This window comes from Acinetobacter sp. NyZ410, assembly GCF_022828975.1.
Lineage (GTDB): Bacteria > Pseudomonadota > Gammaproteobacteria > Pseudomonadales > Moraxellaceae > Acinetobacter > Acinetobacter guillouiae.
This window is the reverse complement of the sequence record NZ_CP094620.1, coordinates 1,059,800-1,073,332: the sequence shown is the minus strand read 5'-3', so window position 1 is coordinate 1,073,332 and position 13,533 is coordinate 1,059,800. Positions and strand designations below refer to the sequence as shown.

At 37.3% G+C, this 13,533-nt stretch carries 12 protein-coding genes; 7 read left to right on the top strand and 5 right to left on the bottom strand.

Going from position 1 to position 13,533, the window contains the following annotated elements:
- From MTO68_RS04945 to MTO68_RS04935, 3 genes are all read left to right on the top strand, one after another.
- The gene (locus MTO68_RS04945) at positions 1 to 1,188 is read left to right on the top strand and encodes an ammonium transporter (protein WP_244015292.1); all 1,188 of its coding nucleotides are present in this window, start codon (positions 1 to 3) and stop codon (positions 1,186 to 1,188) included.
- Between the two features lie 287 nt (positions 1,189 to 1,475).
- Positions 1,476 to 2,150, top strand: a complete 675-nt coding sequence (locus MTO68_RS04940) for a phosphatase PAP2 family protein (protein ID WP_244015291.1) — start codon at positions 1,476 to 1,478, stop codon at positions 2,148 to 2,150.
- A gap of 298 nt (positions 2,151 to 2,448) precedes the next feature.
- The gene (locus tag MTO68_RS04935; protein ID WP_244015289.1) at positions 2,449 to 3,255 is read left to right on the top strand and encodes a lipopolysaccharide kinase InaA family protein; all 807 of its coding nucleotides are present in this window, start codon (positions 2,449 to 2,451) and stop codon (positions 3,253 to 3,255) included.
- Between the two features lie 28 nt (positions 3,256 to 3,283).
- On the opposite strand, the gene MTO68_RS04930 is transcribed toward MTO68_RS04935, so the two are convergent.
- From MTO68_RS04930 to MTO68_RS04915, 4 genes are all read right to left on the bottom strand, one after another.
- Complete coding sequence (locus MTO68_RS04930; protein WP_096733389.1) at positions 3,284 to 4,621, bottom strand: ATP-binding protein; 1,338 nt, start codon at positions 4,619 to 4,621, stop codon at positions 3,284 to 3,286.
- 1 nt (position 4,622) lies between these two features.
- Positions 4,623 to 5,315, bottom strand: a complete 693-nt coding sequence (locus MTO68_RS04925; RefSeq protein ID WP_151801263.1) for a response regulator transcription factor — start codon at positions 5,313 to 5,315, stop codon at positions 4,623 to 4,625.
- Between the two features lie 17 nt (positions 5,316 to 5,332).
- Positions 5,333 to 6,994, bottom strand: a complete 1,662-nt coding sequence (locus MTO68_RS04920) for a phosphoethanolamine--lipid A transferase (RefSeq protein WP_244015288.1) — start codon at positions 6,992 to 6,994, stop codon at positions 5,333 to 5,335.
- A 586-nt stretch (positions 6,995 to 7,580) separates the two neighbouring features.
- Positions 7,581 to 8,834 carry an MFS transporter gene (locus tag MTO68_RS04915; RefSeq protein ID WP_244015286.1) on the bottom strand — a complete coding sequence of 418 codons (1,254 nt, stop codon included), beginning with the start codon at positions 8,832 to 8,834 and terminating at the stop codon, positions 7,581 to 7,583.
- 155 nt (positions 8,835 to 8,989) lie between these two features.
- Here MTO68_RS04915 and MTO68_RS04910 point away from each other — a divergent pair, with 155 nt between their 5' ends.
- The 4 genes from MTO68_RS04910 (at position 8,990) to MTO68_RS04895 (ending at position 12,073) form a co-directional block, all read left to right on the top strand.
- Positions 8,990 to 9,616, top strand: a complete 627-nt coding sequence (locus tag MTO68_RS04910; protein WP_244015284.1) for a 1-acyl-sn-glycerol-3-phosphate acyltransferase — start codon at positions 8,990 to 8,992, stop codon at positions 9,614 to 9,616.
- Between the two features lie 61 nt (positions 9,617 to 9,677).
- Positions 9,678 to 10,595 (top strand): patatin-like phospholipase family protein, encoded by a 918-nt coding sequence (locus MTO68_RS04905; protein ID WP_004819500.1) that lies wholly within the window; start codon positions 9,678 to 9,680, stop codon positions 10,593 to 10,595.
- Between the two features lie 138 nt (positions 10,596 to 10,733).
- Positions 10,734 to 11,195: an NfeD family protein gene (locus tag MTO68_RS04900; RefSeq protein WP_004819499.1), complete on the top strand. Its 462-nt coding sequence runs from the start codon at positions 10,734 to 10,736 to the stop codon at positions 11,193 to 11,195.
- A gap of 26 nt (positions 11,196 to 11,221) precedes the next feature.
- Positions 11,222 to 12,073: an SPFH domain-containing protein gene (locus tag MTO68_RS04895; protein ID WP_004722624.1), complete on the top strand. Its 852-nt coding sequence runs from the start codon at positions 11,222 to 11,224 to the stop codon at positions 12,071 to 12,073.
- A 523-nt stretch (positions 12,074 to 12,596) separates the two neighbouring features.
- Here the strand turns inward: MTO68_RS04895 and MTO68_RS04890 are convergent.
- Positions 12,597 to 13,508, bottom strand: a complete 912-nt coding sequence (locus MTO68_RS04890; protein ID WP_244015282.1) for a farnesyl diphosphate synthase — start codon at positions 13,506 to 13,508, stop codon at positions 12,597 to 12,599.
- Positions 13,509 to 13,533: the final 25 nt, after the last annotated feature.

Genomic DNA, 13,533 nt, shown 5'->3' with positions numbered 1-13,533 from the left:
ATGCAAAACGTTGATCTACTCTTTCTCTTGCTTGGCGCAGTGCTTGTACTCGCTATGCATGCAGGCTTTGCTTTTTTAGAGCTGGGAACAGTTCGCCATAAAAATCAAGTCAATGCACTCAGTAAAATCATTACTGACTTTTCAATCTCAGCAATCGCCTACTTCTTTGTCGGTTATTACATTGCCTATGGCCAACATTTTTTCCATACAGGTGCTACGCTTTCAACTGAGCATGGCTACAATTTGATGCGTTGTTTTTTCCTTTTGACCTTTGCAGCAGCAATTCCCGCCATTGTTTCTGGCGGTATTGCAGAACGTGCCAAAATGCGTTCTCAAGCCATTGCAACTCTATTTATAGTAGCGCTGGTTTATCCTTTTTTTGAAGGGATCGCGTGGAATGGCAATCTTGGCCTGCAAAAGTGGTTAGCGGATACATTTGGTGCAAGCTTCCATGATTTTGCTGGCTCTGTTGTGGTCCATGCGATGGGTGGATGGATTGCGCTTGCAGCAGTGTTACTACTCGGTGCACGTAATGGCCGCTATAAAAAGGATGGTCGCGTCAGTGCACATCCACCCTCTTCTATTCCTTTCTTAGCACTCGGTTCTTGGATCTTAATTGTGGGCTGGTTTGGCTTTAATGTCATGAGTGCTCAACGTTTAGATGCAATCTCAGGTTTAGTTGCCATGAACTCACTCATGGCAATGGTAGGCGGCACACTTTCTGCAAATTTCTTTGGAAAAGAAGACCCTGGTTTTTTACATAATGGTCCCTTAGCAGGTTTAGTGGCAATTTGTGCGGGTTCTGATGTGGTTCATCCCATTGGCGCTTTATTTATCGGTATCTGTGCAGGTTTTCTGTTTGTTAAACTGTTTACCTATACACAAAATAAACTCAAGATTGATGATGTACTCGGGGTTTGGCCATTACATGGGGTTTGTGGTGCATTTGGTGGTATTGCTGTGGGTCTATTTGGTCAGCAGTGGTTGGGCGGAATCGGTGGAGTATCCTTGATATCTCAGCTGATAGGTACACTACTCGCCATTTTACTGGCTTTAGCAGGTGGATTTGCCGTATATGGTATGCTTAAAGCCACTATGGGGATTCGTTTAACACAAGAAGAAGAGTTTCGTGGTGCAGATTTATCGATTCACAAGATTTCTGCAAACTCTGAAGATGCAATGTTTTAAGCTTTTACAAAGTCTGGTTTTAATTTTATACATTTTGCGGCTGAAAACCGCTTTTTTTATAGCCTAGAAATGACAATAAAATAATTTTCACGATAAAGTTTTAAACTAGAATCACTCTACCTTAAATAAAATGATTTAAAATATGTATCTTAGAATACGCATAGATATTTTCTTCTGTATCACCGCTCAATAATAAGACTGCTCATTATTCAACAATTAAGTCTAATTTAAGGTTGTTTTTTTCTAATAAGCGCAGATTAAAATGATTAAATTGAGTGACTCATCTCATGCCCTATTCCGATACAAATAAATTTTTCATAAATAACAGTTTATTGTTAGGAATATTATTTTTAATATTGTTCTTTGTCTTTCCTGTTGGCGGTGCAATCGATATGTATTTTATCCAGCCGTGGATAGATAGCACTGGTCATTTCCCACTCAAGAACAATTGGTTTCTTATTGAAATTAATCACAAGCTACTTAAACATATTGTCATTGCTTTCTATATTGCGATATTTGTTTCATGGATTGCTTCTTTTAAAGTTGCAAAATTAAAAACCTATCAATGGCAATTGGGCTATTTATTTATTGTCAGTGTTTTATCCACTGCACTGATTGGTATTTTCAAATCCCACTCAGCACATGCCTGTCCTTGGTCCATGACAGAACAAACTGCTTTAGGCTATGTTTGGGATTTTTCTGCAAGCAATGGACATTGTTTTCCGGGAGGCCATGCCAGTACAGGTTTTTCACTACTCACCGGCTTTTTTGTATTTAGACAGTCAAATTCTAAAATTGCTTATCTTTTCTTAGTCTTAGGTCTAGCACTTGGTTTGATTACGGGTTGGGGGCAAATGATGCGTGGTGCGCATTTTCTTAGCCATAACCTTTGGACAGGCTGGATTATTTTTACTTTTAATTTAATTGTGTATCGTATCTTTTATAAAAAATTGACCAGATAACGATCCTAAAACTATAAACGATATATTGCACAACATTATTTTAATATAAATGCAATTCTAAAAATACATCAGATATTTAAAAGCGAATTACTGGTTATTCTAGTTTATTTGATCTCTCATCTATTTTTATTCCAATCTAAAACGCCAAATCAAGTGATGCGTAGCTATATGCATCACTCAAAGAATTACATTTTTTGTCATAATTTAAATATTAAATTATTAAACCAATCTTAATTTTTACAAATTATTATAATTTGTTTATACTTGTGTCAATTTAGTAATCTTATACGTGCAAAATATGAGTAATTTTTCTAAATTTCTCCGCAATTCGCTTAAAATTCAAGACCAGAATATTCAGTCTTATCAGTTGGGTCATGGCAAAGTGTGGCTTAAAAAAGCTTCTGAACGCCACTCGGCTTGGATTTATGTCCCATTAAAATGGGTTGCACGTATACTCAATATTGAAGCACTCACGCCTATTCCAAATTATGGTGGCAGTAAATCGATTTATTGTGAAGTTCATCGCCTGACAGAATTAAACTCTCTTGGTATTCCAACGCCACAAATTTTAGCCAATTGTTCACAAGGTCTATTGATTGAAGATGCTGCTGATCATGGTGAAGATGTCATGCAACTTGATCAGGCATTGGCAGAAATGGAAGGAAATACAGCTAAAAAACTCGAATTTTATCGTGAAGCAATCTTTGCCATTCAAGCTGTACATCACAAAGACAGTTATTTAAGCGAAGCATTTGCACGAAATATTTTAGTCAATAAGGACAAAACATTTACTTTTATTGACTTTGAAACAGATCCCGGTGAAGTGCTGGACTTAGAAACCTGCCAAATTCGAGATTGGTTATGTTTTATTTTCTCAACAGCATTCCGTTTTAATGATGATGAGCTTGCTCAAGCTTGCGATATTTTTATTGGAGAAATTTATCCAAGTAAATCAAAATACAACGAAATTTGCCGTATAGGCAATAAACTTAATTGGGTCGCAAATTTTAATTTGGGTAAACTTGGCAGTGATGGTCGTAGAATGCAAAAATGTTTAGAGTTTTTTCAGTATATGAAGAAAAATGAACCACTTCCATTAATGTAGAAATGGAATCATTCATTTTCCAAGCATCTCACTTCTCTGTTTTGATATCACACTGAATTGGGATTTTAACCAAGACACTGAGTCCGCCCAATTCTTCACTACGGGATAAAGACAGTTCACCACCTAAATGTTGAATGGCTTTATCCACGATCGACAATCCCAAACCACTACCCACTTCTAAGTGATGATGTACGCGATAAAAGCGTTTTAAGACTTTATCGTACATCTCTGGGTCAATTCCTAAGCCACTGTCCTCAATCAAAACATAGGCAGAATCATGAATATCTTCAAAAACTGATATATTAATCATGCCTGAAACAGGGGTATATTTTATTGCGTTATCAATTAAATTAAAAATGATTGAATGAAGACTATGTTCTACACTTTTTAAAATCACTGTTTCATTACGCACAAAGCCAAGATCGATATCTTTTTCCATCGCAAGATTCATCAACTGTTCTACACAATTGAGTGCCACATCATTCAACTTAAATTGAGTCACTTGAACTTCATGACTTAATGAAGAATCTTGCTTTGCTAAGGCAAGCAGTTGCGTAACCAAATGCTGCATCCGTGCCAAACCTTTGCTTAAATTTTGTAGATTTTCCTCTTCAGGAAACTGACTCATCAAAATTTTAGTTTGCAGATTCAATGCAGTGATGGGTGTGCGTAACTCATGTGCAGCATCTGCCACAAATTGTCGCTGTTCTTGTTGAGCAACAGAAATTCGCTCAAACAAATGATTCATTTCATGGATCGTCGGCAGCAATTCTTCTGGATAGTGGGCATTTTGAATTGCCACCAAGGAGTTTGAATCACGTTTTGCCAGTTCAGATTTAAAGTCCTCGAGTGGTTTTAAACTGCGACGAATAATATAAACCAAACCCAACAAAGCAAATGGAATGATCAGTAAATATGGAAGAAACATACTGCCTGCAAGCTCTAAAGCCAAATGCTCTCTGACTTTTTCCTGCTGGCTGATTTGAATCTGATAATTTGCAGTCGGTAGGATGTAGGTAATCCATGTGCCGTGTGCAGTTTCTTGACTATAAAAACCCGCTTTTTGCTTAGGCTCAACAATGACATGATGCGGCGTATTTTGGGCTTGTTTAGGTTCAGCATACGCCCAAACATCTATAAATAAATCTTCTTCATGATAGCGTTTATGGATATCAAAATGACTTTCAATGGGGCGTGGATTTAACTCCACCCGCTCTGCCAGATAGACCATCTGAGCATCTAAAATTTCATTGATCTCTTCTAAAGAAATTTTATATGCTGAAAAAACCAACACACAACCAAGTAAGATACTAAAAATAGACGTATAACGAATTAAACGCTTTCTTAAGGAAAATGCAGTTTCCATATCATTCCGCTTTTTGTGGTTGCCCCAAACGATAACCTAACCCACGAATTGTACGAATAATATCTTTACCCAATTTCGATCGGATATGGTGCACATAGACTTCAATTGTATTGCTGTTGATTTCGCTATCAAAAGCATACAATTTATCTTCTAAATTAGATTTAGAAAATATTTTATTGGGATGAGTCATTAACGGAATGAGAATCGCCCATTCACGGTTTGATAACTCCACCGTTTCGCCTCTAATTGTGGCAATATGCTGTTCAACATCTAAAACAATTTCACCATTTTTCAACAGATTTGAAGTACTTCCTGTTACTTCTTTCGCTGTATCGCCTGTGCGACGTAATAATGCATGGATACGAGCCACCAGTTCATCAAACTCATAGGGCTTAATCAAATAATCATCTGCGCCTTGATTTAAGCCTTCAACACGATTTTGCAATTGATCACGTGCTGAAATAATCAGAACAGGCAAACTCGAGCGCTGGCGAATTTGTTTTAAGACCTGCATCCCATCCATCATAGGCAAACCTAAATCAAGTAAGACCAAATCAAATTGTTTCTCCGAAATAAGCTTTAGGCCATCTAAACCATTATTCACCCATTCCACATCAAAGCCTTGATATTTCAACAATGTTTTAGATGATTCTGCAATCATAAAATCATCTTCTATCATCAAAATTTTGGTCATGGTTTATATCCTTTCAATCAGCTTTGTACAGCACACTGCTGCAACATATTATTTTTTTGATCTATGACTTGAGTCTGGACATTTAGCAAACTCAAAAGACTTGGAAATAAATTATCTTGACTCAATGTTGCCCCTTTTTGTTGATTTAAACAATTGATTTGTTTTGCAGCAACAGATTTCCACGCATCTGAGAACCACATCAGCATAGGTACATGGGTTTGTTGAGTAGGTGCAATCGCATAAGGTGCACCATGTAAATACATACCACGTTCACCTGTAGACTCACCATGGTCAGATAAATACCAGAACCCTGCACGATAGTTTTCTTGCTGTTTTAAAGTTTCAATCAATTGATTTAAAATATGGTCTGTATAGACAATCGAATTATCATAGGTATTAATCAATTCAGTCGGCGAGCAACCTTGTATCGCGTTGGTTTCGCAAGTCGGTTTGAATTTTTTAAATTCATTTGGTGCACGTTTATAATATGCAGGCCCATGACTTCCCATTTGATGTAATACAATCAAATGTGGTTGCTTATCATCTTTCGGTAATTGACTTAAATATAGGTTTAAGCTGTCTACCAAAATACCATCTTGACATTCGCCACCTTGACACCACTTTTTCTCTAAATCTTGAGGGATAACAAATTTCTCAACACGATCACATGTTCCTTTGCAACCTGAGTTATTATCAATCCAAGTCACCTTATAACCCGCACGTTGTGCAATATCCAGTAAACCTTCTCGATGACTAGCAAGTTGCTCATCATAATCTTTACGCGGCATACCTGAGAACATACAAGGCACTGAAACTGCTGTTGCGGTACCACAAGAGCTAACTTGAGAAAAATTAATTAAGCCCGCCTGCTTTGATAATTCAGGATTGGTATTCTTTGCATAACCATTTAAAGAAAAACTTTCTGCACGTGCAGTCTCACCGACCACCAGAACCATCAGTTTAGGTTTATGTTGTAAAGCAACATCATCGACTAAATGTGCATCTTCACCATAACGAATCAAAGGTAGATTCTTTTTCGGTGCTTTTTTATGAAAATAAGACAGTGTTGAAGCCACTGCATTTTGCGGAGAAATCATGCCTTTTAAATCACGATGCTCACGAAATATAGCTGCATAATCCACATAAAAAACAAATAATAATGCAGCAATTACAGCGAAAGAGCCCGCAATATTTAGGCTTTTAAATAACAGTATTTTGCCAATTTTTTCTGGTTTAATTCTTACCCAAAGAATTATGATGATGGGTAAAACAACAAATCCCAGTGTCCAAATAAAAAATTGCAAAGAAAGTAAGTCTGACACTTCACTAGGATCTGTTTGTACCATATTTTGAATTTGATCAGGCGAAATCACCACGCCCAATGAATTGACAAAATAAGCACTAAATCCACCAATGAAGACCAAGACAATTGCAAAAAATTTTGCTGTCCATTTCCAGTCTAAAATTTGTAATAACAGATTATATAAAGCAACCAGCACAAAACCTGTCGCGATCAGAAACAGCTGTGCTTTAACCCCCTGATAAGGCGTTAGAGACTGGACTTTATTTAAAAAACTAAAATTCAGACACAAGCCTAACCACACTGCGACAATAAAATTAAAAGCAGTCAGGGAAATGGAGACTTCACGTCGTTTTATACGCTGTATTAAGTTAGACATTACTGTGGTGATACTCTTTTCAATGGTGTTAAGTTAAAAAATGAAGCTTAAACTGAACTTAAAAAGCACTTTCCCAAGCATATTGCACCACTGATCTTAATTGTAATCGCCTTTCTATTTCTCACAATCTGAGAAAATTAAAATCAAATAAAGCATCCACAAAAAAAATGAGTATTATTTTATAGCCCGTAGATTATAATACTGCTTATTCCATTCAAAATAATTCATTAAAAGTTAATAATGTGGAGCTAAAGTTATTCTAAATCCAACAAAAGAATAATACACGAATTGCTTTCTATACGTAAAAAAATGACGAAAAAGTAATTTTTTATTTTCCAATCAATGTAAAATACATCAAACTTTTATTAAAAAACAAAGGTAAAATCACATTAAATCAAAGAGATTCATGTATTAAGTCAAACCTCACTAATCAAACAATTTATTATACATCATGACAATATATTATAATCTTAACTATCCCTAATGAAAATTATTTAATCTATTTCATTCAATCAAAAAACCACTAATCATCGCACCACATACTCAATAGTAATTATACTCATTATCAAAAGCCAAGCTCACAATATTATGTATACTGTATATTTTTAATCCAATACATAATCGGAATTAGGCAAAAAACACCAATTACTAAAATCAAACTTAAAAAATTTAAATATCCCAATTGATCGCCAATGATGCCGCTTAATGTATACAGTAACCCACTGATTGTTGCCATAACAGAGACCTGAAAAGTGAAATCTGTACCTGCATGTTCATGGCGACTATATTGCATCACTAAAGTTAAGATCACGACTAGAAGCATTGCAGCACACATATCTTCTAAAGCGCTGATCAAATAAATTAACCACGGCGCTACAAAGTGCGATTGTTCATATTGAGCTGCTAACCATACGAATCCAGCTAAACTGATCAATTTCAAAATAGAAAATAAGATTAAGGCTTGGTGACGCTTTAGTTTTTTTAGCAATAAACTGGCCAAACCTGCACCGAATAATGCAGAAAATGCCCCCAACATAGTGATATAAATGCCGATTTGAGAAAGACTTAAGTTAAGATCAACCAACAAAGGCTTGGTAATGGGACCGGTAAAGCCATCGGTTATTTTGATGGTACAAAGCACAAAGAACCACGTTCTTAATTTTTTATTGACAAAGAAGTAGCTTAAGTAGGTTTTAAATTTTTCAATAAAGTGCTTTGCAGCTTCATTCTGTAAATGTGGTGAAGCAGCCTTTTTCAAGTGTTCTGGTTCTTGATAAAACCAGATAGGAATTGTATTTAAAGCCACAATGCCAGCCAAAATCAAAAATGTATTTTGCCAACTTAGCCAGTCCATTGCCCATAAAATTGCCCCGCCCCCAACAATAAATCCTAAACGAGAACCAATGACTTGAAACATATTCCCGATATGTTGCTGATCCCCTTTTAAAATACTCACCGCTAAACCATCCGTCGCGATATCTTGGGTTGCACCAATACTGTTCATACAGAGCAATGCCATAAAAAACAATAATAAATAAATCGGTTCATTCAGGGATTGAATCGGTAAAAAAGATAAAATGCTCAGGATAGCAATGGTTAAAACTTGGGTTGGAATAATCCAACTTCGATAATGCCCTTTGGAACGATGTCCAAAGCTATCCACAAAAGGCGCCCATAAAATTTTAATTGCCCAAGGCGCCATGAGTAATCCAAAGCCACCGATATGGGCCAAAGACACCCCTTGTGAACGTAAAATCACTGGTAAAGCATGGGTCATAAAACCTACAGGTAAACCTTGCGCCCAATACAGTGAAAATAACAACAAATAGGTGTTTCGCATGTAATCTAAGCTCGATCGATGTCAATATAAATGGGCCTAATTAGATCTTGTATGTATTGCTTTAATCTACGAATTTTGTAATATTTGCATTTTGCAGATAGTTACTATTAAGCAAAAAACTAAAATCAATACAAGAGCAGTCATATAAAAACACAATGTCACAAAACTTTCCGATCATACCAGATCAAGTACCCCAACGTGGTACAAGCACCAATCGTAACATCTTTAAAAACCTTTACTTAGTTCAAGGCTGGGGATTTGAAGGTGAATTTCCCAACTTACCCAAAGCAGTGGTATTTATTGCACCACACACTTCGAATTACGATGGTTTATATGCTTTCCTCGCCATGTTAGGTATTGGTGTTAAAGTCACAATTTTTGGCAAAGATAGCTTGTTTAAGCCACCACTCAAAGCACTTTTTGAATGGATTGGCGTGATTCCTGTGCATCGTGATTCACCGCATGGGCTCACTCAACAGATTGTAAAGGTTATACAACAACAAGATAAAATTTGGATTGCAATCGCACCTGAAGGTACCCGGAAAAAAGCGGAAAAAATTAAAAGTGGTTTTTATCATATTGCAATGGGCGCCAATATACCGATTGCAATTTTTTCGCTCGATTACGAGAAAAAGCGAATTCACTGTTTGGGTACATTGCAACCTACTGGAGATTATGAGCAAGATTTAGCAGAAATTTTATCGCGTTTTAAAGGTAACTTTTCACCTAAAAGGCCTAAATTATTATCGATTCCTTTACAAAAACTATTGAAAAATGGCTAGAAAAAACAGAGACAATCTGTTCAGATGTGCAACATATATTTTGATCAAAAGTAATACCCCCATGCGTTTTAAACAACTCGGTTTTATAGGCTTATTGGGTCTAGCCCTTGTTGGCTGTGACAAAACCACCAAAACACCAACTCAGACCACGGCAATTAAAGCACGTGAACCTGTTATTGCGATTGCTTTAGGTGGCGGCGGTGCAAAAGGTTTCGCTCATATTGGTGTGCTCAAGGTTTTAGAATCTCATGGGATCAAACCTAAAATTGTGACTGGAACCAGTGCTGGAAGTTTTGTCGGCAGTATCTATGCCAGCGGTAAAACCCCCTATCAAATGCAGCAAATTGCACAGCAACTAAAAGAATCTGATCTGCGTGATTTAACCTTGAATAGCCAAGGTATTGTTCTTGGTCAAAAACTACAAGATTATGTCAATCGTAATGTTGCCAATAAACCGATTGAACAATTTCCAATCCGTTTTGCAGCAGTTGCTACACGCTTAGACAATGGTAAAAAAGCAGAATTTATTAAAGGAAATGCAGGCCAAGCAGTTCGTGCTTCTTGCAGTATTCCCAATGTTTTTGTACCCGCAACCATTGGCAATACCAAATATGTTGATGGCGGTTTAGTTAGCCCAATTCCGGTCCAAACTGCACGTGATATGGGGGCAGATATCGTGATTGCGGTCGATATTTCTGCACGTCCAAGTGGTAGCCAACCGATGAATATGTGGGGCTTATTGGATCAAACCATTAATATCATGGGACAACAAAGTATTAACAATGAGTTAGCTCAGGCCAATATCGTGATTCAACCTAAAGTTGGTCACTTAGGCACGCTTGATCTTAAGTCCAGTAACCAAGCGATTTTAGAAGGTGAAAAAGCAGCCCAAGGCAAAATCATCGCCATTCAAACGGCAATCAATAACTTTAAGAAAACACCTGCTGCATTAAAACCTGCACCGCGAGCAAAATTTTAATAGCGCAAAAGGGTTCATATCATCAAGCATGATTGAAAACGAGAATAATCACGTTTTTATATGCATCACTTAAATGATCTGCTACATTGATATAGATGATCCGTCATCTATATCAATGATAATCACTAGAGTAGATGTATGAACTTTATTTTTGAACCGTGGCATTGGTTTGTACTTGGCATATTGCTGATTCTATCTGAACTCGTGTTACCAGCGTTTGCTGCTTTATGGTTTGGTATCGCTGCAGTTGTGGTCAGTATTTTGTTGTGGTTATTTCCAAGTATGAGTTTCACCCTGCAAGTCGTATGCTGGATTATCTTATCCATCATTTGTACTGTGGCGTGGTTTAAATTCATTAAACCTCTATCTGTAGATAAAACCAAAGCTGGGCTTTCTCGTGAAGCAACCATTGGTCAAACGGGTATGGTCATTCAAATTGGGCTTAGCCATGATCAAATTCGTGTTCGTTTTCCAATGCCTGTTTTGGGTTCTGATGAATGGAATTGCCGTACTTTATCGCCTGTACAAGTAGGTGACCGTGTACGTGTGACTGATATTTTAGGTAATGATTTAGTGGTACAACTACATTCATCATCTTAATAATGAAGAATAAAGAGGAAAATTAAATGGGTTTTGGTTCTATTGTTGTTTTAGTCTTATTTCTGTTTGTGGCTGTGACCATTTTCAAAGGCGTGCGTATTGTTCCTCAGGGTTATAAATGGATCGTACAACGCTTAGGTAAATATCACACCACACTTAGTCCGGGTTTAAACTTCGTCATTCCTTATGTGGATGAAGTGGCTTATAAAGTCACCACCAAAGATATTGTTTTAGATATCCCATCACAAGAAGTCATCACTCGTGATAACGCGGTATTGGTGATGAATGCTGTGGCTTATATCAATTTAACCACACCAGAAAAAGCGGTGTATGGTATTGAAAACTACACTTGGGCAATTCAAAATTTGGTGCAAACTTCACTCCGTTCAATCGTTGGTGAAATGGATCTAGATGATGCATTGTCATCACGTGATCATATCAAAGCGAAATTAAAAGCGGCGATTTCTGATGATATCTCAGACTGGGGTATCACACTAAAAACCGTGGAAATTCAAGATATTCAACCATCGCACACCATGCAATCAGCGATGGAAGCCCAAGCTGCTGCGGAACGTCAACGTCGTGCAACTGTGACCAAAGCAGACGGTGAAAAACAGGCCGCTATTTTAGAAGCGGATGGGCGTTTAGAAGCCTCTCGCCGTGATGCGGAAGCTCAGGTTGTATTGGCTGAATCTTCACAGCGTGCCATTGAAATGGTGACCTCTGCTGTGGGTGATAAAGAAATCCCTGTTGCCTACTTACTCGGTGAGCAATATGTCAAAGCAATGCAAGACATGGCCAAATCAAATAATGCCAAAACTGTTGTGCTCCCAGCAGATATTATGAATACTATTCGTGGTGTGATGGGTAGAAACTAATTTAGCGCGGTAAAAATCGTTAAAAATAGGCAGCCGATGGGTTGCCTATTTTTTTTATTTTTAAAAATGCCGCTTAAGTTTTAAGATTGAACAATTGATCCGTTTTTTTCAGTCATCTATAGTTAAATTTCACACTACTAAAAATCCTCTCTTTGCATCTGCATTCGAGATTTAAAGATCGATATTAAAATGAAATTACATAAAATACAGATAGACGAAGACTTTGAAAATGATGGGCTTTACTCTATTACCTTTTGGTTCGAGGATGACCCACCGAGATATATAACCCTATGTCGGGATGAACTAGCGTGTCCAAGCAGTATTTACATTGAGTATACTGATCAAATATATGGATTTGAAACCAGAGACATCGAATATTCATTTGAGAACGGACGATTAACCCTAAAGCTGTTGGTTAATTCGTTCAGATGGAATAATTCCAGTGATGTTGAAATTTATATCCCTGAGGCAGAAATTGACTCAGTGACATCCATCATGGAAAAAATTTTTGATCTCAATTAAATTAGCTTTGTCTTGCCAACAAAAATTGCGAAATTTGATTCAATTCCTGTGCATCCTCACCAAAATACGCTAAAGCTTTAAATGCCTGGTCATGTAATTGTTGCGCATAAATTTTGGCATTTTCTAAGCCCATTAAGGCAGGATAGGTCGACTTATCTACTTGTTGATCTTTGCCCGCAGTTTTGCCCAAAGATTCAGTGTCAGACACCACATCTAAAATATCATCTTGTACTTGAAATGCTAAACCAATCGCTTGACCATATTGACGCAATTGTGGAATGGCTTGATCTGTACCTGAAAAAACTGTCACGGCAGACAGCATAATTGCAGCTTGGATTAAAGCCCCTGTTTTATTGCGATGGATATTTTCTAACTGTGCTTGATCAACATGTTTGCCTTCAGCCTGTAAATCTAAAACCTGACCACATACCATTTTTGAACTTGCTGTGGCTAAGATTTGCATCTGTTTAAGAATAATACCCTGTTCAACAGCTTGACCTTGATCGAATAGACGGCTTCCTAATACCTCAAATGCCATCGATTGCAAAATATCACCAGCTAATAGCGCTGTATCTTCACCAAAAGCCACATGACAGGTTGGCTGTCCGCGACGTAACAAGTCATTGTCCATACATGGCAAGTCATCATGTGCCAATGAATAGCAATGAATAAACTCAATCGCAACCGCAGCTCTACGCACGGCTGCAAAATTCGGATTATTTTGTTTTAATTGTGCAGTTGCATAACTTAAAGCAGGTCTAACTCGTTTTCCACCTAACATCACCGTATGATGCACTGCAGATTTTAATGGCTCTGGCAATGAAAAAGCATCTAAAGCAGCTTGTAAATCTTGCTGAATTTGCACTTGCGCTCGTTTTAAAATTTCTGCATTAACATTGGGAATAGAAGTCACATCTGCCTCGGTTTGTACGAATCGC